The organism is Psychrobacillus syltrankelensis (genome assembly GCF_055454035.1).
Genome location: NZ_CM144227.1, coordinates 1,314,195 through 1,331,666, shown reverse-complemented (window position 1 = coordinate 1,331,666; position 17,472 = coordinate 1,314,195). Strand labels below are relative to the sequence as shown.

The 17,472-nt window shown below is 33.7% G+C and carries 20 protein-coding genes; 12 read left to right on the top strand and 8 right to left on the bottom strand.

The features are described from left to right. Positions 1-428: 428 nt before the first annotated feature. A complete protein-coding gene (gene ytvI / locus ACTSKG_RS06750; RefSeq protein WP_464757373.1) occupies positions 429-1,490 on the bottom strand; it encodes a sporulation integral membrane protein YtvI in 1,062 nt (353 codons plus the stop codon). A gap of 103 nt (positions 1,491-1,593) precedes the next feature. Next, positions 1,594-1,959, bottom strand: a complete 366-nt coding sequence (locus ACTSKG_RS06745) for a YugN family protein (protein WP_464757372.1) — start codon at positions 1,957-1,959, stop codon at positions 1,594-1,596. Positions 1,960-2,111: 152 nt separating this feature from the next. On the opposite strand from ACTSKG_RS06745, the gene ACTSKG_RS06740 reads away from it, so the two are divergent. Further along, positions 2,112-3,188 carry a CAP domain-containing protein gene (locus ACTSKG_RS06740; RefSeq protein ID WP_464757371.1) on the top strand — a complete coding sequence of 359 codons (1,077 nt, stop codon included), beginning with the start codon at positions 2,112-2,114 and terminating at the stop codon, positions 3,186-3,188. Here ACTSKG_RS06740 and ACTSKG_RS06735 read toward each other — a convergent pair whose 3' ends face one another. Continuing rightward, positions 3,189-3,920 (bottom strand): amino acid kinase family protein, encoded by a 732-nt coding sequence (locus ACTSKG_RS06735; protein ID WP_464757370.1) that lies wholly within the window; start codon positions 3,918-3,920, stop codon positions 3,189-3,191. It lies immediately after the preceding gene. Positions 3,921-4,057: 137 nt separating this feature from the next. On the opposite strand from ACTSKG_RS06735, the gene ACTSKG_RS06730 reads away from it, so the two are divergent. Continuing rightward, positions 4,058-5,488 carry a UDP-N-acetylmuramoyl-L-alanyl-D-glutamate--2,6-diaminopimelate ligase gene (locus ACTSKG_RS06730; protein WP_464757369.1) on the top strand — a complete coding sequence of 477 codons (1,431 nt, stop codon included), beginning with the start codon at positions 4,058-4,060 and terminating at the stop codon, positions 5,486-5,488. Here the strand turns inward: ACTSKG_RS06730 and ACTSKG_RS06725 are convergent. Further along, on the bottom strand, positions 5,437-5,934 hold the full coding sequence (locus tag ACTSKG_RS06725; protein WP_464757368.1) for a PaaI family thioesterase: 498 nt from the start codon (positions 5,932-5,934) through the stop codon (positions 5,437-5,439). The two genes, ACTSKG_RS06730 and ACTSKG_RS06725, sit on opposite strands and share 52 nt — an antisense overlap. 82 nt (positions 5,935-6,016) lie before the next feature. Here ACTSKG_RS06725 and ACTSKG_RS06720 point away from each other — a divergent pair, with 82 nt between their 5' ends. Next, entirely contained in the window at positions 6,017-6,466 is a 450-nt protein-coding gene (locus ACTSKG_RS06720; protein WP_464757367.1) for a YlbF/YmcA family competence regulator, read from the top strand. Between the two features lie 698 nt (positions 6,467-7,164). Here the strand turns inward: ACTSKG_RS06720 and ACTSKG_RS06715 are convergent. Further along, entirely contained in the window at positions 7,165-8,067 is a 903-nt protein-coding gene (locus tag ACTSKG_RS06715; protein ID WP_464757366.1) for a glycerophosphodiester phosphodiesterase, read from the bottom strand. A 134-nt stretch (positions 8,068-8,201) separates the two neighbouring features. Between ACTSKG_RS06715 and ACTSKG_RS06710 the strand changes: the two genes are divergently transcribed. Next, positions 8,202-8,474, top strand: coding sequence for a YlbG family protein (locus tag ACTSKG_RS06710; RefSeq protein WP_464757365.1), 273 nt, complete (start codon positions 8,202-8,204; stop codon positions 8,472-8,474). A gap of 6 nt (positions 8,475-8,480) precedes the next feature. Here the strand turns inward: ACTSKG_RS06710 and ACTSKG_RS06705 are convergent, their stop codons facing one another. Further along, the gene (locus ACTSKG_RS06705; RefSeq protein WP_464757364.1) at positions 8,481-8,867 is read right to left on the bottom strand and encodes a DUF7147 family protein; all 387 of its coding nucleotides are present in this window, start codon (positions 8,865-8,867) and stop codon (positions 8,481-8,483) included. A 52-nt stretch (positions 8,868-8,919) separates the two neighbouring features. On the opposite strand from ACTSKG_RS06705, the gene ACTSKG_RS06700 reads away from it, so the two are divergent. The 3 genes from ACTSKG_RS06700 to coaD all read left to right on the top strand — a co-directional run bounded on the left by ACTSKG_RS06700 (position 8,920) and on the right by coaD (position 11,519). Continuing rightward, positions 8,920-10,338: a hypothetical protein gene (locus ACTSKG_RS06700; RefSeq protein WP_464757362.1), complete on the top strand. Its 1,419-nt coding sequence runs from the start codon at positions 8,920-8,922 to the stop codon at positions 10,336-10,338. A 127-nt stretch (positions 10,339-10,465) separates the two neighbouring features. After that, a complete protein-coding gene (rsmD, locus tag ACTSKG_RS06695) occupies positions 10,466-11,032 on the top strand; it encodes a 16S rRNA (guanine(966)-N(2))-methyltransferase RsmD (RefSeq protein WP_464757361.1) in 567 nt (188 codons plus the stop codon). Between the two features lies 1 nt (position 11,033). Then, positions 11,034-11,519, top strand: coding sequence for a pantetheine-phosphate adenylyltransferase (gene coaD / locus ACTSKG_RS06690; protein WP_464757359.1), 486 nt, complete (start codon positions 11,034-11,036; stop codon positions 11,517-11,519). A 108-nt stretch (positions 11,520-11,627) separates the two neighbouring features. On the opposite strand, the gene ACTSKG_RS06685 is transcribed toward coaD, so the two are convergent. Continuing rightward, on the bottom strand, positions 11,628-12,509 hold the full coding sequence (locus ACTSKG_RS06685; protein WP_464757358.1) for a hypothetical protein: 882 nt from the start codon (positions 12,507-12,509) through the stop codon (positions 11,628-11,630). Between the two features lie 253 nt (positions 12,510-12,762). Here ACTSKG_RS06685 and ACTSKG_RS06680 point away from each other — a divergent pair, with 253 nt between their 5' ends. Beyond that, positions 12,763-13,812, top strand: coding sequence for a SepM family pheromone-processing serine protease (locus ACTSKG_RS06680; RefSeq protein ID WP_464757357.1), 1,050 nt, complete (start codon positions 12,763-12,765; stop codon positions 13,810-13,812). Here ACTSKG_RS06680 and ACTSKG_RS06675 read toward each other — a convergent pair whose 3' ends face one another. Further along, positions 13,813-15,027, bottom strand: coding sequence for a nucleotidyltransferase (locus tag ACTSKG_RS06675; RefSeq protein ID WP_464757986.1), 1,215 nt, complete (start codon positions 15,025-15,027; stop codon positions 13,813-13,815). Between the two features lie 290 nt (positions 15,028-15,317). Between ACTSKG_RS06675 and ACTSKG_RS06670 the strand changes: the two genes are divergently transcribed. The 4 genes from ACTSKG_RS06670 (at position 15,318) to ACTSKG_RS06655 (ending at position 17,363) form a co-directional block, all read left to right on the top strand. Then, positions 15,318-15,857 (top strand): YceD family protein, encoded by a 540-nt coding sequence (locus tag ACTSKG_RS06670; RefSeq protein WP_464757355.1) that lies wholly within the window; start codon positions 15,318-15,320, stop codon positions 15,855-15,857. Positions 15,858-15,881: 24 nt separating this feature from the next. Continuing rightward, positions 15,882-16,055, top strand: coding sequence for a 50S ribosomal protein L32 (rpmF, locus tag ACTSKG_RS06665; protein ID WP_053590111.1), 174 nt, complete (start codon positions 15,882-15,884; stop codon positions 16,053-16,055). A 92-nt stretch (positions 16,056-16,147) separates the two neighbouring features. Continuing rightward, positions 16,148-16,909: an enoyl-CoA hydratase/isomerase family protein gene (locus tag ACTSKG_RS06660; RefSeq protein WP_464757354.1), complete on the top strand. Its 762-nt coding sequence runs from the start codon at positions 16,148-16,150 to the stop codon at positions 16,907-16,909. Positions 16,910-16,970: 61 nt separating this feature from the next. Next, positions 16,971-17,363, top strand: a complete 393-nt coding sequence (locus tag ACTSKG_RS06655; RefSeq protein WP_464757352.1) for a transcriptional regulator — start codon at positions 16,971-16,973, stop codon at positions 17,361-17,363. Positions 17,364-17,472: the final 109 nt, after the last annotated feature.

Here is a 17,472-nt window from a genome sequence, read left to right as displayed (position 1 = left end):
AACACTAGCGACTTTGTATTAACGTTCAAAAGGCATCGGAAATTTTGTGAGGTATTCGACAATTGAATTGTTGAATATCTTGCTTTTCATTAATAGTTCATCCTACAATGTTGGTCATGAAGGCATGGCCTTAGGACGATACAGCAGGTGGGGTCTCTTCAGTTTTTCTATTCCCGTAGGTCTTATGATATCAATTAACACAGTTATAATCGGTTGCACAAAGATAAGTAGTAACAATTGATAAACAGTAGAACAGGATATTATCTTTCATTACTCCAAACCAAAAGCACCGGGACTTCAAATAATTCAAAAAGGGCGATAGACAAACATTTGCCACAGGATTACCGATAATAAAGGGGGGAGTGACGTAGTCACTTCCCCCTAATGTCTTTTTAATAGTTTGGCAAATGTTGTGTAACTGCGCATTTTTATACTTTAAAATTAAGTCTAATCATTCCAGATTCTTTTGCCGTAATAAATATAATTACTATAATTGGTCCTATTATAAATCCAAGGAAACCAAATAACTTAGCACCTACAAACATTGCAATGAGGACTGCTAATGGTGAAATCCCCATTTGTGAACCCATTAATTTAGGTTCAACTGTTCTTCTAATAATGATTAAAATAACAGCGAGAATAGTAAGTTTTGTACCTAAAACGACATCCCCAGTAAAGAAATGATAGAGAGCCCAGGGTGCAAGAATAATGATAGAACCTAAAATTGGTATTATATCAATAATCCAAATAATAATTGACATGATTATTGCGTGCTTTGGAGCAATTAACATTAATCCTATAACAGTAGCTCCTAAAATGAAAAAACTTGCCAATATTTGTGCTTTTAAAAAGCCAATGACAACTTTTTTAATTCCCTTTGCCATGAATCGTACTTTTTCAGCAGTAGTGTCGGAAAAATATTGAAAAAGCTTTAGTCGTAAAAGTTCTAAATCAAGCATAAATAAAAATAATGCTACTATGAAAACGAGGAAACTAACTAAAAAATTTGGGATATTTGTAAGCAGGGCAGTGATATTCGAGTAGCTTAATAAATCAAGTAAAGATTCTTTTAAACTTACTAAAGTATCCTCCAACTTATTCTGTATAGACAATACCACTTCCGATGGTAATCCGTCTGTATATTTAAATAAGTTATTTTGAATATCTATCCACATTCCAGTAACATTGTTTAGATAATTTGGAATTACTTTTGTTGTGTATATTAACTGCGAGATAAGTTTAGTAATGGCAAAATATAAACCAACGGAGATAATCAATAAAAAGAAGGAAAAATTTGTAATTACAGCAAGTTTTCTATTCCATTTGAAAGTTAATTGTGTGAACTTAACTAGAGGTTCAATCGCAATCGCGGTAAGTAAAGCTAATACAATTGGAACCGAGACGGGCAAGATAAAAAATGCAATCAAAAAAAGGAACAAAAGAAGAAAAAAGTATTTAATATTTTTTTTAATATACACTTTGTTTATCAATTGCAGTACCACCTTCTTATGATTGTTATATTAAGTATAGTCAAAATTTATACTTTTGAACAAGAAAAAACGCCAGAGAACTTTTTTCTCTAGCGCATTCAAATTATGCATTTATTTCAAAAGCTTTTAAATCAGCTTTAAGTGCAGTTAATGTTTTCTCACAAGATTTGACTAAATGATTAGGAAAAACCTCGTTTTCACCATATTCAATACCGTGTGGGTAGTAGTGTTTACCAAGAGCAGGTTTTAATAATGTGATATTTGCATCATGTGATCCAACGTCACCGTCTTTTGTAAATCCAAATACACGAAGATAAAAGATACCTTCTTTTATTTCATATTTTTTATCATAAGTAACGCGTTCATAATCCCATTGACCCGCACGAATTAAACCGTGCTGTTTCATTAAATCATCTAATACGTTAAGATCAATGACAGTGTTTTCTATACCTGTGTTTTCGAAATCCATTGAATTGTCCTCCTTCACTTTCAAATTACCAAAGAATACGTTCTTATTAATATTAATTCAAAATTGAATATGTTGCAATGACAACATTGTGTCTTTGTGTGTAAGCTTGATATACTAGTGAAAATGGATTAAAAACTAAGGAGTTAAATAAGATGAAAATTCTGTTTCGTATTTTAATCGCTATTGCTATTATACTAGTGTTATTTATATATTTTGATAATCCTATTCAAGAGAATGAATTACTTACCGGATCGAATAACAAAGGACAGATAATTCCGCAAGAAACAGAAGAAATTGTCGAAAACAACAGTATTTTTTCCAGGCCAAAAACGGGTATTTCCGTATTAGTTGGTCGACCATCTTCAGAAGTAATTAAGCTATTGGGAAAACCAACAAGAATTGAGCCATCTGCATATGGTTATGATTGGTGGGTATATAATACTTCTTTTTCGAGTTATCAATTAATTGGAATTTCAGATGAAAAAGTAAAACAAGTATTTGTTATAGGTAATAAAGTGGATGTCACACCATATAATATTGGCCAATCTATTGAAGATATTTATCGTTTTACACTTGTTCAATCTGAAATTACCATTACTATCGATTCAAATACATATACCTTTTCGTTAAATGAAGAAGATATAAATGATCGAATTTTAGTCCAATTTGATAATTTACTTGCTATTTTATATATTGATGTAAATGATAAACTATTAGAAGCAGTCCGATTCTCTGATCCAGAGACTCTTTTATTACAGAAACCATATGATATTTTGTATAGTGGTTCGATGATTGAAACTCCTACACCATCTTCATCTTTCCAAATTGCAGTAGATCGAGCAAATGAAAGACAAATTTATGAAATTACAAATGCATTTAGACTTAGACATGGTGTAAGTGTATTGGAGTCAGATATGGCATTACAAAATATTGCTAGAGAGCAAAGTAAAGAAATGGCTAAAAATAATGTTGTAATAAATGAATCAAATGAAATTCCTAGTTTGAGTGATACTTTAAAAGAATCGGACATAGAGTTTTCAAGAGCTGGTGGGAATACTGCTGCTTTTTATTTTGATGCTGGAGAAGCGGTAAATGGCTGGATAAATTCAAAAAGTCATCGTGATACCATATTAGGGAGAAAGTACACTCACATTGGTGTAGGAGTGTATGGAAATTATTATACTCAAAACCTTATTGAAAGATTGATTGCTAAAGAGGGTAGGCAATAACTAATGAAAGACGAAAGTTCCATCTTCCTCTTCATATAACGAGCGTATATGCAATGGAACTCTGTACAGAGCAGCAAATTTAGCTGCTCTTTTTTGAATGATTTCAACAGGTGCACTTATTATAGTTTGAAGTTCTTCGTAAGACATTACAGGTATTAATTCGACCGTTTGGTTTGTAGAAGGATCTGATGTCATTACACCAGGAACATTTTTATAAAACTCCACAACCTCCGCTTTTAAATGATGCCCATATACAACCGCAGTAAAATCACTTCCACCTCTACCTAGTGTTGTGAAATTGTGTGTTTTTTCAGATATACCTTGAAATCCAGGTACTATAATGCATGGAAAATCATTGAATGTAGAATTTAATATATTCGTATTCACATCTATTATATTTGCGTTTCCGTATGCTTCATTTGTGATGATTCCGGCGTTCCGTCCATAAAGAACTGTAGTGTTAATTCCTCCTTTTTTTAATTCTGCACATAAAACAGACGCAGAAATTAATTCACCGCAAGCTGAGAGTAGATCTGACTCAACACTACTAAGAGTTGTTGGAATAAGGTCTAAAAGCGAATCGGTTGAATAATGCTGACCTCTTCTTCCCATGGCAGAAACAACTACCAACACTTGTTCATGATTTCTCATTGCTTTTTGAATATGCTTAATGATTAATTGCCTGCTTTGATGATCTTGCATTGCAATACCACCATATTTTTGAATAATCATAACTTCATCCACTTTACTCGTGACATTTTATTCACTCCGTTCATACGATACAAGGAATCATTTTACTTTATGCGAACATACAAGAATGGTGTAGGGAGTGATGAATTATTTATTCTTTAAGAGAATTATTAGGTGGATTGCAGTATGAGATTATTGGAGATGTGTCAAATTTAACGATATATAGATGGATAGACCATTCTAAACAAGTTCAAGAAGGGGATATTTTTGTATCTCTGACAAACAGTCGGTCATTTATCGAGGAAGCAATTCAAAAAGGAGCAATTGCGATCTTAACAGAACGTTTTATCCATGATTGTATTGTTCCGCAAATAATAATTCCTTCTGAAATGGACCATTTTATGCGAAGAGTATCTATTGTTTCATATAAACTTTATGGAAAACAAATTAAAACAATCGGTATTACCGGAACAAACGGCAAAACTACTGTAGCCTCTTTTGTAGGTCAATTATTAATGCAACAAAAAAAATCTGTCTGTGTTATTGGAACTTTAGGAGTCTATATAAACGGTGAAAAACTAGATTCTTATTTACGTAATAATACAACCTTACCATTTTATGATTTTATCCAAGTAGTTAAATATTGTTATGAAAATAATGTGGAGTATATTGTGTTAGAGGCTTCTTCTCAAGGGTTGTTAGATCAAAGACTTGGTAATTACCCCATAGACGTTGGTGTATTTTTAAATATTGGGAAAGATCATATTGAGTTTCACGGAGGGATGGTTCCCTATAAAAAGTCGAAGGAATTGCTCACTTACCTTTCTAAGAAACTTGTTATTAATGAGGATGATGAGTGGTGTAAATCGATTGGAGATAATTCCTTTTTACCGGTAATTCGATTTGGAGATAATGAAAGAAGTGATGTTGTTTATCAAATTAGGGATTATACAACAGAAACAGTTCGATATAAATATTTTATGAAAGAAAAAGAATTGCAAGTAGTTATGAATAATAATGGTTATTATAATGGAATGAATCTAGCAGCTGCAATTGCGGTAATGCAAGCTTTAAACATTAAAATTGACCAATTGAAAAAGGTAGATCTTCCAAAGGGAAGGTTAGAGCGAATTCATAATGATAAAGGAATTGAAGTAATAATTGACTATGCTCATACTCCCGATGCATTAGAAGCAAGTCTATCCACCGTATCGGCCTATGCCCATCGGAATATATATGTTGTCTTTGGGTGTGGCGGAAATAGAGATAAGCAAAAGAGAAAGTGGATGGGAGAGGTTGCCACAAAATATGCTACAACTGCTATTATAACGAACGATAATCCAAGAAATGAGAACCCTATCGATATTATTGAAGATATTTTAAAAGGGGCAGATACAGATAAGGTTATCATTGAAACGGATCGGAAACAAGCAATTATTACTGCTTTAAACAATGCTAAAAAAGGGGATATTGTGTTAATAGCAGGAAAGGGACATGAACAAGAACAAATTATTAATGAACTTGTAGTCCCTTTTTCTGATCATGAAGTTGTACGAAATTATTTCGATGAGTTAGGTGGAGTGATAACAAAAAATGATCCAGTTGCATAAGCAATTTTTTTACCATCTGGCTGTGTCACTGTACATTCCACTACTACAGTTTGACGCCCTTTATGTAAGTATGAAGCAGTAGCTATCAACGTTTTTTCTGTAGATGCTTTGACAAAATGAATCGTCATGTTTGCAGTCACCGCACCCTTACCCTCAGAACTTAAGTTTTTATTAACTAGAAATCCCATTGCATTATCTGAAAGAGTCGCTATAACTCCACCATGTGGCATTCCGAAGCTATTAAAGGATAGAGGAGTTACTGGTAAAGTTACGACACATGTATCCTCTATAAATTGAGTATCCATATGGAAAACTGCATTTAAATATGTGGGTGCGTCATTTTGTTGTTTGTTTTGTATGCCTTTCAAAAATTCAGTAAGTAAATCTATTTCAACATCTGAAGCATTTTTAGTAACTTGGTGGATCAATGATTGTAATTCATTCATTATATTACTCCCAACAATAAGATAATAGTTTAGCAATTAGTTTTAGTTTTTGTTATGATAAATAGGACAGGAGGATTGTCAAATGATTATGACCAATGAATGGGCTATTTTAATGGACCACTCAGATAAACTATGTAAAATGATTCTTTCCTCTGAACTATTTTATCGATACTTAGATGCACATCGTGCTGTATATACAAATTCGAACCTAGTTAGTGAAATAAATCACTTCACGAAAATAAAAGACCAATATGAAGAGGTTCAACGGTTCGGAAAATATCATCCAGATTATTCAAAAGTCATGAAGGATATCCGATTAACTAAAAGGAAACTGGATATGGTGGATGAAATTGCAACACTTAAAGTTGCTGAAAACGACTTGCAAGACTTGTTAGATGAAGTAAGCTTGTTGATCGGTAAATCTGTTTCAGAAGGCGTTAAAGTACCGGTAAGTAATCCATTCTTCGCATCAAGCGGTTCTAGCTGTGGAAGCGGTTGTGGAACAGGTGGATCATGTTCATGTTCTGCATAATAAAATAAAAGGATGTGTGCAAACTAGCACACATCCTTTTTAGTATAACGTTACTATATAGTTATTGTCTAGATTTCACTGATTTATTCGCTTTCCGTGGTGTGAACGCCGAAGCTCCTAAATCGTATCATGTCTTCACAAACTCCAAGAGTGTGACGGACAATACTTGCGACAATATAAACGAAAAAAGTGGATGGAGAAGTGACGCATTCACTTCTCCATCCACAAAAATTTCTCCGGTTATAGTGTAGCTAATGTTACTTTCAAAGCACTCTGGGATTGATGAAGACAAGATACACTTAAAGGTCGCTTGCTTTTTTTAGTTTTACTGTACACAGTATACATGAATCAGTGGGTGTATGATTAGAGTAGGAGGACTAGAGAAAAATAGATAGCATCCATTACTAACGAAGCGATGAGCGGACGAAATTATATCTTCGTCCGCTTTTAATATGAATAGGAAAGGATTTATTCTTTCATTATCCTAACCTTATGTACATTGTCTTTACACATTTCAAGAGGGCAACGGACAAACATCCGCCACAAGATTACCGAAAAAATGGATCGTGAAGTGACGCGGTCACTTCACGATCCACAAGAATTCCAACGATAATAGTGTAGTTGGTGTTTTGTACAAAGCACTCTGGAAATAGTAAAGACAAGATGCACTTTATGGGCATTTGCGTTTTTCTAGTTTCTTAGTCTAGCTTTAATGCTTCGATTGCTAAATCTGGTCGATCTGTAATTATTCCTTTTGCTCCGTTTTTAATAAGCTTTTTCATCATAATAGGATCGTCAATTGTCCAATAATGAACTGGAATGTTTAATGAACTTAAAAATTTAATGAAATGCGCACTGTCTAAAGGAAACATACTTGATCTTACAGGTATCTGAAAAACGTCAGCCTTAGGATGGTATAAATGTTTAAATTGACTAGTAAATGCTGTATAGGCTTTACGTACTTCTCTTTCTCCAGCCCCAAGTGCTACAGTGTTTTGAGCATATAAGTTAAAGCGATCAATTTGTTCATCATAAAAACTCGAGACAACAACTCGTTGAAATGCTTCTTTCTCTTCAAGTAATCTCCAAAGTTTAGAAGGCATTAAACTACCCTCGTATGTTTGTGGAGCATCTTTAATATCGATATTTATCAACATCTGAGGATACTTATCTAGAAGTTCACCTAATGTCATTATTTGCTCTCCACCATCTCGGTAAGAATTTTTCCCTTCTAAATCTACAAAATGGTATCCTAAATCAGCTTTTTTTAGTTCGTGTAATGGATAGTCTGCTACCCTACCTGAAAGGTTCGTAACTCTACCTAAATACTCATCATGAAATACAATGATTTCCTCATCTTTTGTTAATCTTAAATCTATTTCAAATCCATGAACTCCTAGTTTTGCTGCAATCTCAAAAGCGGAAGGTGAACATTCTGGTGCGAGTGCTGATCCTCCACGATGCGCAAGAATAATGGGATGTTCGTATTCAAGAGCTTCTTTTGCTGAGCGAACTTGAGGTTTGGAAAATGCTTTTGTACTAGCCCAAGCTGCTCCAGCGGCTGCTGCAATGGCAAAGGCTACGTTCGTTTTTTTACCCATTACTTTTTAATCCTCCTTTTAAATCCAAAGGTAGTTTTTATTATATCGAAATGCTTTCAAACTGTCAGCTAGTTGTTGTTGCTAACAAATTCATGCATATGTTATCCTTGAAAGGAAGAAATGAGGGGAATTGTATGACAGAAAGACAAGGATTAATTGTCTATGTGCATCATTTAAAACAAGCAAAATCTTTACGCAAATATGGACATGTCCATTATATTTCGAAAAGACTAAAATATGTTGTCTTATATTGCGATCAAGATCAGATAGAAAATGCTAAACAAAAGATGAATAAACTTCCTTTTGTGAAAGAAATTTTGGAATCTTATCGTCCATTTTTAAAGACTGAATTTGAAAATAGTAAGCCAGATAAAGCGAAAGAATACGATTATAAAATCGGTTTATAACTTAAACTATTGTAATCGCGGTATAAAATGATTTAAACGGAGAATTCCGATGACATACTGATAGAATAATCCTTTATCAACAAAGCTCGTTGAATGTTTAATATCCATATGAACGGGCACAATACTTAGCTCTTCTAGAGTTTCATTAAAGGTAGAAAGCCTTTTGGATATTGGTGTTACATTAGGTATTCCTTCAAGACTTATGTAAATCGGAAAAAAATTAGCATTATTGACTGGTTTAAGGGCAATTGCGATAGAACAATATTCTTGCTCTTGTTTTTTAGAGGTAAAGATAAAAGCCCGGTAAATTCGACTTTTGTTAACTTTAGCAAGTTCACAAAGCTCAAATATATCTCCATAGCCCTCACCAAGTTCAATAAATCGTTGAATCATTGAAAACACTTCCTTTCCAATCCATCTTACCACTTTGTTGGAGGACAGTTCTATGAAATTTGTTATAAGTTTTTTATCTATGTTACTCATTGTTACGAATAGTGTTCTTTTACTATTTCAATATCACGTTTACTCCTCAACTTTGGAAGAGGATGGAACATCATTTTATTATGAACAAGAGATAGAATTGAAATTGAAAAGTAATAAGATCATTGTTAAACAACATTTTAATAATCTCCCAAAAGAGCAAACGACTATTTTATGGCCTATCTCAAGCGAAAATAGAAGTTGTGATTTAAGTATAGGAGAGAGTTGTCAACGCTTATCCGAGGATTTAACTGTTTTTAAAGAGGGTGAATCTTCTCAACAAAGTATATCTTATGAACTACCATTTACTGAAGCTTTTCAGGATGGAAATTTATTCTCTGGGTTTCTTGCCAAAATTGAAAATGGTGAGTCTTCATATACAACTCTTCATATCACAGACGAGCTAAAACGAGGTGGAATGTGGGTAAGTGGTCTGCCTATTATTGGAAGCACCTCTTTAAACTTAATTGATTACTCACTTTCATATGGTCCAGGTGATATTTCGGATTTATATTGGCAAAAAGATATGTTACCTGTAAAATACGAAGATGATTATTTTACTATTTATTCACAGAAAGATCTCTCTAAAGAATTTATTACTACATTACAAGGACTACATGTACCAAATAGAGAACATGTATCTGTTCTTATGGAAAAAAATAATAAAGATATAAATGCTGCAAGGATTACTTTTATTGATAGTGAAGACATTGCCACTGTACAACGAGAATTAATCGTAAAAAATGTTTTGTTAAAATATGGGGTGGATTCTTCCGATTTATTGTTAGCTGAGGTTATTAGTAGTTATTTAGTCAATCATCCAATTGGATCGGAGAAGGCTATTTCGATGTATGAAACTCTAAATAATTATTTTACATCAGATCAACTGGCTGATTGGAACTCAAAAGTTAACAGAACTCGAAAATTAGATGCTGAGAAGTTAGATAAGTTATTGTCCAATACAATTGGTCTAAAAACTTCTTATTTTTCTTTTAATTTGCAGGCTGGGAAGGAATATTTCCCATTATTATTTGAAGACAGTCGAACTGTTTATATTAATGAACTACAACAAGAAGATATGAAAGTATTGTTAAAAGATGGGAAAGTCTTATTTGGAGCTGAACCATTGTTAGAGACTTTGGGATACACCTTTAAAGAAACAGAAAAAGGACTATACATTCAAAATGACACGAGAGCTTTTCGGTTTCCGATCCATGAATCTTTTTATGTATTAAACAAAAAAAGATATAATGCGATGTCAGAACCATTCGAAAAAATTGGATCTGATTATTATATTGAAGAATCATGGATGATTCGTTTGTTTTTAGTTGATATTGAAAGGCAAGATAAAAGGATTAATATAACGCAATCTGCTTTATTTTAATCGGATTAGTAAATGTAAAGTATACAAACAGTGGGGTTCAATGATTCCTTTGAGGCTAAACTTCAAGAAGGAAAGCTACTCTGGGAAACAAATCCTTCTAGAAGAATTTGATGCTAGGAGAAATGATATGAGAGTAATATCAGGATCAAGAAAAGGATTGCCTTTAAAAGCAGTTCCAGGAACAAATACGAGACCTACAACAGATAAGGTGAAGGAATCTATTTTTAATATGATTGGTCCTTATTTCGATGGTGGGATTGCTGTCGATTTATTTGCTGGTAGTGGAAGTTTGGGCATTGAAGCGATGAGTCGAGGAATAGATACTTGTATTTTTATCGAAAAAGACCAAAAAGCACTTCAAACCATTCTAGAAAATCTAAAGAAATGTCGATTTGAAGAAGACAGTGAACTATATAAAATCGATGCTTCTAGAGCAGTAAAAGCATTTGAAAAGAGAGAACTTTTAATTGATTTGTTATTTATAGATCCCCCCTATAGCAAAGAAATGTTTTATGATTTAGCAAAAAAAATTGTTGAAATTGGATGTATGAAGGATACCGGTATTATTGTCTGCGAACATGAGAAAACTGTTAGTTTAGAAGATAACTTAGGAACTTTTATGCTTGTTAGACGAGAAACTTATGGAAGTACTGTTATTTCAATTTATCGTAAAAGTATGGAAGAGGGGAATTAAGTTGGTTAAAATTGCAGTCGTACCAGGAAGTTTTGATCCGATTACAAATGGGCATTTAGATATAATTAGTCGAGGAGCATCTATTTTTGGACAAGTGAATGTTGTTGTGTTAAATAACTCATCTAAAAATCCTTTATTTACAGTTGAAGAACGAATGGAGCTCATCGTAGATGCAACTTCTCATCTTAAAAATGTTAAAGTAGAAACATTTTCTGGATTATTAATGGACTATGCTGAAAGCGTTGATGCGAGCGCAATCATTCGAGGATTACGAGCAGTATCAGACTTTGAATATGAAATGCAAATCACTTCAATGAACCGAGTATTAAATGATGAAATTGAAACATTCTTTATCATGACCAAAAACCAATACTCATTTTTAAGTTCAAGTATTGTAAAAGAGGTTGCCAAATACGGAGGATACATTGGTGAGCTTGTACCTCCACAAGTTGAAGCAGCTCTAAAGTCCAAATATAAAACAAACTAACCTTGCAGACATTGCAAGGTTTATTTTTTTGCTTAAAAAGTTCCACCTACCTCTAAGTTATTACAAAGATGTTACTGGTGCCAGGCACCAGTAACATCTTTGTAATAATCATGCAATGAAGAAGAAGATAGTAGGGATAAGGATTATATGGAGTATGCGGAAAAGTAGGTATTTACGTATAGAGATGCCTGCTTTTTGTGCTAAAACGATTATTTGCATGTGAATACTTATCCCACTAAATGCAATGATTAGGGCGACGACTATAGGAAGCATGGCTTTTCCAGATAATATTTCTCCTGCGAGACTAATACCACCAGTCATTTCAAAGAAAGAGGCAACAAATACAAGTAACAACGGTGATATGGCAGGAAGTATCTCTTTTACGGATTCGAAAACAATAATACTAACGGTAGTGAAAAATACAACAGTTGTACCAATAAGCATTAATATTTGAGAGGTTTCTCTTATGCTTTCTTGAAATGGTGAAGATGATGTTTTAACTGTTTCAACATTCATTTGAATAGAGGGAGAGAATATGATGAATACTAACAAAAATAAAAAGTTTAGAGCGTGGATAATGATTAACAACTTTAATCCGGGAATTTCTGCTTGGAAAATTTCAATACCTACAAATCCAATGACAAACATAGGACTTGGTGCATGGCAAATTCCCAACAACCAACTTGCATTTCGATTATTTAAAGTCCCCATTTCCTTAAGAGATGAAATAATGGCTGCACCACTTGGAAAGCCCCCTATAGCACTCAAAAGGAAGATATTTATATACAATTTGAACTTATTTTTGGTTTTTAAAAAAGTATTTTGTGATCGAATAAACATCTGAGTGATAACAAGATATGGAAGTAAATAAGGGAGTAAAGCTGTTGTAAATATCCGCATTCCTTCAATTGCTCCCTTATGAGCAACACCTGGTTGCAAAAACAGAAGAATAATGAGTGCCCAACTACTAAACGTCACTATTTTGTGCAAATGAATTCATCCTTTATAATCTGATCTGAATTTTTTTCTGCTTAGTCATTGGTAAGCATCCTATACAATAGAAAACCATTATTCCTACTTAGAACGTCCCATAAATAGGCGTTCCCCTTAAAAAGCTTAATAGAAAATATCGTTCTAAAAATTAACGAAATCATATTATTTTTATTTAACTTTTGTTTTGTCAGAAAAAAATGGAAGTGATAAACTTATGAGTATGAAAAAGAAAGGAAGGGATAAATAAATTATGTTCAATAAAAAACCGATAATTTTCCTATTAATTTTAGCTATAGTTGCATCCCTAACCTTTTATCCAATGGATTCTTATATATCCAAACCTGGTGGAGCATATGAACTATCACCATTTGTTCAAGTAGAAGGCGGAGATAAAAATGATAAAGGAAAGATGAGTCTTCTAACTATATCTTTATCAAAAGCGACTCCATTAACTTATTTGTATGCAAAAATAGCTGACAATAGGAAAATTTATAAAGCTAAACAAATTCGAAATCCAAACGAAAATGAAAAAGAATATAATATTCGTCAATTAAAGCTTATGTCTGATTCTCAATTTAATGCAATATCTGTAGCGTATAATCGTGCAAATAAGACTTATCACATAATTAATAATGGGATATTTATTTTTAATGTTTTAAAGGATAGTGCAGCGGATGGTATTTTAGAACCTGGTGATAAAATAATTGCATTAGATGATTTAAAGGATCTAACAGAGGAAAAATTAAAAACCTATTTAAGTGGGAAAGGTGAAGGTGATGCAATCCATTTAAAAATTGAAAGAAACAAAGAAACACTAAATAAAGAAGTGACATTAAAGAAAGTACCTGGCGTTTTAGATAAACCAGGTATTGGGATATCGTATACCGAAGATAAAAAAGTAGAAACTACCCCAGTTGTTCATATGAACTCAGAGGACATTGGAGGGCCGTCTGCTGGTTTGATGTTTACATTAGAGATATTAAACCAGCTCTTACCAGAGGATATATCAAAAGGATATAACATTGCTGGAACTGGAGAAATGAAACCAGATGGAACAGTTGGACGTATTGGTGGTATCGAACTAAAAGTAATAGCAGCTGATCGAAAAGGGATTGAAATTATGTTTGCTCCTAACGATGAAATTGATCCTGCAATTTTAGCAAACAATCCAGGACTCACATCCAATTATGAAGAGGCATTAAAATCTGCAAAAAAAATTGGCACAAAAATGAAAATTGTGCCAGTCAAAACTGTAGATGATGCTCTAGCGTACTTGGATAAATTAGAACCTAAGATGTAATTATTGAATGATTGGGGTGATGCTATAATCACTTCCAATCATTTTTTGTGCATACTCAGTTTGTAAACCTAAATAATATAAATTTGCAGCCTTTAGATCAAGTCCTAGCATATCAATTTCTTTAAATGCTGCTACTCTACTAACTAGTGGTAGTGGTAAGTCTTTTTTTATCGATTGCAAATAATTCTGACCTCTTTTATTCATGGCAAGAGGACGAATATAAGTTGGCAAATCGATCGTTTTTAATTGTTCCCAAGTAAACCCCGTATATATATGAGTCATCATTCGTTGAATTCTTGTCCAAGTGAATCGTTTCGATTTTATTTGTAACATAAACTCCTGAAAAGAATTACTTCTCATTGCAGCATTCCAAATAGCGTTTTCCATACCTTCTGTTACTTCAGCGTAGTTGGCAAGTTGTTTTTTTGAATGACGTAATATTATTAAACGAAGAGTTGGCCAAAATACCTCCCAACTTCCGAATGTTTGGAAAGTATTTTTCCATTCTTTTAATTCGTTTAAACTCGTTTCTGGCAAAAAGTGTTTTATTGATGTAAGATCCATTTCATTAAATAATACTTTTCTTATCCCTGTAGCGCTTGCAATAGTTTCGGAAGGTTTTGCTTCATCGTGATAGTTTGCAACAACTCGATGGATCGTTTCGGGTCTAATTGCTGCATTTAACTGATAAGCAGCCTCAATGTAGTGATATCCTAATATATTATTCGGTTTAGACAGATCAACTAAAGACATCGTTGAATCTTCTGAGATAACTTTATATGCTTCGTTCAATGCTTTTGGGTAACTTATGCCTCGTTTAATAAAATTTGAAATAGCAGTATTATATTCTTCTTTTTTGGTCGATAATAAATGATAAGTATGTTGAAATGCTTCTAAAGAGCCTTCTTCACTTCCAAAACAAAAAGAATCACATTTCAATGCGTCTAACAAAAAAATGGAGCCTTTTGCAAAATCGCTTGCTTGGGCAGTTGCAAACACATATGGTAATTCAATAACTAAATCAACACCAGCAGAGATTGCCATTTTAGCCCGCATCCATTTATCAACAAGTGCGGGTTCTCCACGTTGTAGAAAGTTTCCAGACATAACTGCTACAATAATGTCGCTGTTTGTTTTTAATCGAGACTGTTGTAAGTGATGTAAATGACCATTATGAAAAGGGTTGTATTCTACAACAATTCCTGTAGCTTTCACCATCCATCAAATCCTTTCGTTAATGTCCAGACTACAGCGCCTTGCTCCGCGGAAGTTCGCCGCAAACAATGCGTTTGTAGTGGCTGGGGAGCACGACGCGGGTCATGTCTGCTTTGCCACAGGATGTGGCGAATTTTGCAGACCTACACTTGCCTGTCGGGGCAGACATTGACACTTTCGCTTTTCTTTCTCCAATTATAATGTTAAAATAATGTAGTGACAAGAAATTATCTTGACATCTAAAACCAGTCATTATATAATCAACTTTGTTGTCTTGAGGTGATAATCGTATGAAATGGGCAATTCATCAATTAGCTAAATATCGTGATAACGGGATGACGTTAGATGAATTCGTTACTCTCCAAAATGTGAAGGAACGAAACCCAGACGTTCGAAGTATTTCACCCGTTCATGTAAAAGGGCACTGCACGTTTGGTGCAGCGCAAATGACTTGTCATTTTCAACTTTCTGGGACGCTCATATTACCCTGTGCTCGCACGTGGGAAGATGTAGAATACCCATTTGAAATTCAATCTGATGAAATTTTCAGCTGGTCTGAAACTGCATTAGCATCTGCACAAGCATATGATAATTTTCATATCGTAGAAGGCGATGTTATTCAAGTAGACCCAGTTCTAGAGGAGTTAATCCTATTAGAAATTCCTTTGCAAGTGTATAAAGAAGGTGCAGACCAATTTAAACACGAAGGTGGAACCGGCTGGTCATATACAACAGACGAAGATCTAAATGATGAAAAAGAAAATGATCAACCAAAATTGGATCCAAGACTTGCTGAATTAGCTAAGTATTTTGATCAAACAGACGAATAATAGATCTGTAAGGAGGTGCCACCAATGGCAGTACCAGCTAGAAGAACTTCTAAAACTGTAAAAAGAAAACGTCGTACACATTTTAAATTATCCGTACCTGGTATGGTTGCTTGTCCAAATTGTGGTGAAATGAAATTGGCTCACCGAATTTGTAAATCATGCGGTCAATACAAAGGGAAAGAAGTAGTGAGCAAATAATTCAGTATTTGTTCCTTAAAAGGCTACCAAAGAGACCATGGCTCTTCGGTAGCCTTTTTCTCTATTTATATTTTCGAAAAGGGGTGCTAACTTTGGCTTATTCAATCGAAATTAAAAATGAAATGATTATTTTTGAAATAAATAGACCTTCCATTCATAATGCCATCAATGAAGAAGTTATTGAGGGATTCAAGCAATTCATACATAGTGTAAAAACAAATGAAACAATTAAATTGGCAGTAATAACTGGCACAGGTGAAAAATCATTCTGTTCAGGAGGAGATTTATCTGTTTTCCATAAATTAAAAACGGAGAAAGAATCTTATGTAATGTTAGCTAATATAGCTAACGTTTTATACGAAATAGCTACATTACCAATTCCGACAATTGCTTTAATCAATGGAACTGCAGTTGGGGGTGGTTGTGAAATAGCAACACTTTGCGATTATCGTCTAGTAAAAAAAGAAACGAAATGCGGATTTATTCAAGGGAAATTAGCGATTACTTCGGGATGGGGTGGTGGAACCTATCTTTTTGAAAAGGGAATGAGACATGATTATGTACTTCGGATGCTAACAGAAGCAGTTCCTTATCCTGCTGATCACCTTTTGTCGATTGGTTGGGCAACCGAACTTTTTGAGGGAGATAAACTAGTTGCTCTAAATAAGTTTACCCGAAACATGATTATTCCTCATGCATCTGTTTTAAAAGCTTATAAGTCCCAAGTCATAAGAAAATGGGAACAAGAGAAATTATTTAACCGAGTTATGGAAGAAGTCGCAACTTGTGCTGTTCTTTGGGAGCAAGAAATTCACCATGAAGCAGTCGATTCATTTTTAGAGAAAAAGAAATAAAATCTAGAGTCTATTTGTACCCACTTTGCATATATTAGTAAAAAAGCAAAGGGTGATAAACATGAATGTTAAAATTAGAAAAGATAGCTGGACTGTGGAAGAAGACAATCTATTAAAAGAATTAGTATTAAAGAAAATAGAGCAAGGTCATACCCAAATTTCAGGATTTGAAGAAGCAAGCATTTTGTTAGGTCGCTCCAAACAGGCATGTGCATTTAGATGGAACAAAAACTTACGGCCAATTGTCCTTCAAAGAAAAACATCTATTAGAGAAGTGAGAGCAAGAGAAGTTCCAGACTCATCTACTTTACAAAACCATCTGCAGTTGGCTATGGAAAGTTATGATGAAATGAAACAGTCCTATGATGAAATTTCTAACGCCTACAACTTGTTAAAAAGAGATTATGAACAATTAGTAAATTGGGTGAAACAAGGAATAACGCATATAGAATAAGGTACAAATGAAGTCTCTAATAGTAGAGGCTTTTTTTTATAAAAAATATGATATTTAGTTGAATTCGCTTTCATAATTCGTATAGACTAATAGAGATGGATAAACACGT

What these genes read in the sequence shown, in the direction of transcription:
- ACTSKG_RS06745 (WP_464757372.1), bottom strand. Translation starts at nt 1,959, where the DNA reads ATGGATTTCGAAAACACAGGTATAGAAAACACTGTCATTGATCTTAAC.
- ACTSKG_RS06740 (WP_464757371.1), top strand. Translation starts at nt 2,112, where the DNA reads ATGAAAATTCTGTTTCGTATTTTAATCGCTATTGCTATTATACTAGTG.
- ACTSKG_RS06735 (WP_464757370.1), bottom strand. Translation starts at nt 3,920, where the DNA reads ATGATTATTCAAAAATATGGTGGTATTGCAATGCAAGATCATCAAAGC.
- ACTSKG_RS06725 (WP_464757368.1), bottom strand. Translation starts at nt 5,934, where the DNA reads ATGAATGAATTACAATCATTGATCCACCAAGTTACTAAAAATGCTTCA.
- ACTSKG_RS06720 (WP_464757367.1), top strand. Translation starts at nt 6,017, where the DNA reads ATGATTATGACCAATGAATGGGCTATTTTAATGGACCACTCAGATAAA.
- ACTSKG_RS06715 (WP_464757366.1), bottom strand. Translation starts at nt 8,067, where the DNA reads ATGGGTAAAAAAACGAACGTAGCCTTTGCCATTGCAGCAGCCGCTGGA.
- ACTSKG_RS06710 (WP_464757365.1), top strand. Translation starts at nt 8,202, where the DNA reads ATGACAGAAAGACAAGGATTAATTGTCTATGTGCATCATTTAAAACAA.
- ACTSKG_RS06705 (WP_464757364.1), bottom strand. Translation starts at nt 8,867, where the DNA reads ATGATTCAACGATTTATTGAACTTGGTGAGGGCTATGGAGATATATTT.
- ACTSKG_RS06700 (WP_464757362.1), top strand. Translation starts at nt 8,920, where the DNA reads ATGAAATTTGTTATAAGTTTTTTATCTATGTTACTCATTGTTACGAAT.
- rsmD (WP_464757361.1), top strand. Translation starts at nt 10,466, where the DNA reads ATGAGAGTAATATCAGGATCAAGAAAAGGATTGCCTTTAAAAGCAGTT.
- ACTSKG_RS06680 (WP_464757357.1), top strand. Translation starts at nt 12,763, where the DNA reads ATGTTCAATAAAAAACCGATAATTTTCCTATTAATTTTAGCTATAGTT.
- ACTSKG_RS06670 (WP_464757355.1), top strand. Translation starts at nt 15,318, where the DNA reads ATGAAATGGGCAATTCATCAATTAGCTAAATATCGTGATAACGGGATG.
- rpmF (WP_053590111.1), top strand. Translation starts at nt 15,882, where the DNA reads ATGGCAGTACCAGCTAGAAGAACTTCTAAAACTGTAAAAAGAAAACGT.
- ACTSKG_RS06655 (WP_464757352.1), top strand. Translation starts at nt 16,971, where the DNA reads ATGAATGTTAAAATTAGAAAAGATAGCTGGACTGTGGAAGAAGACAAT.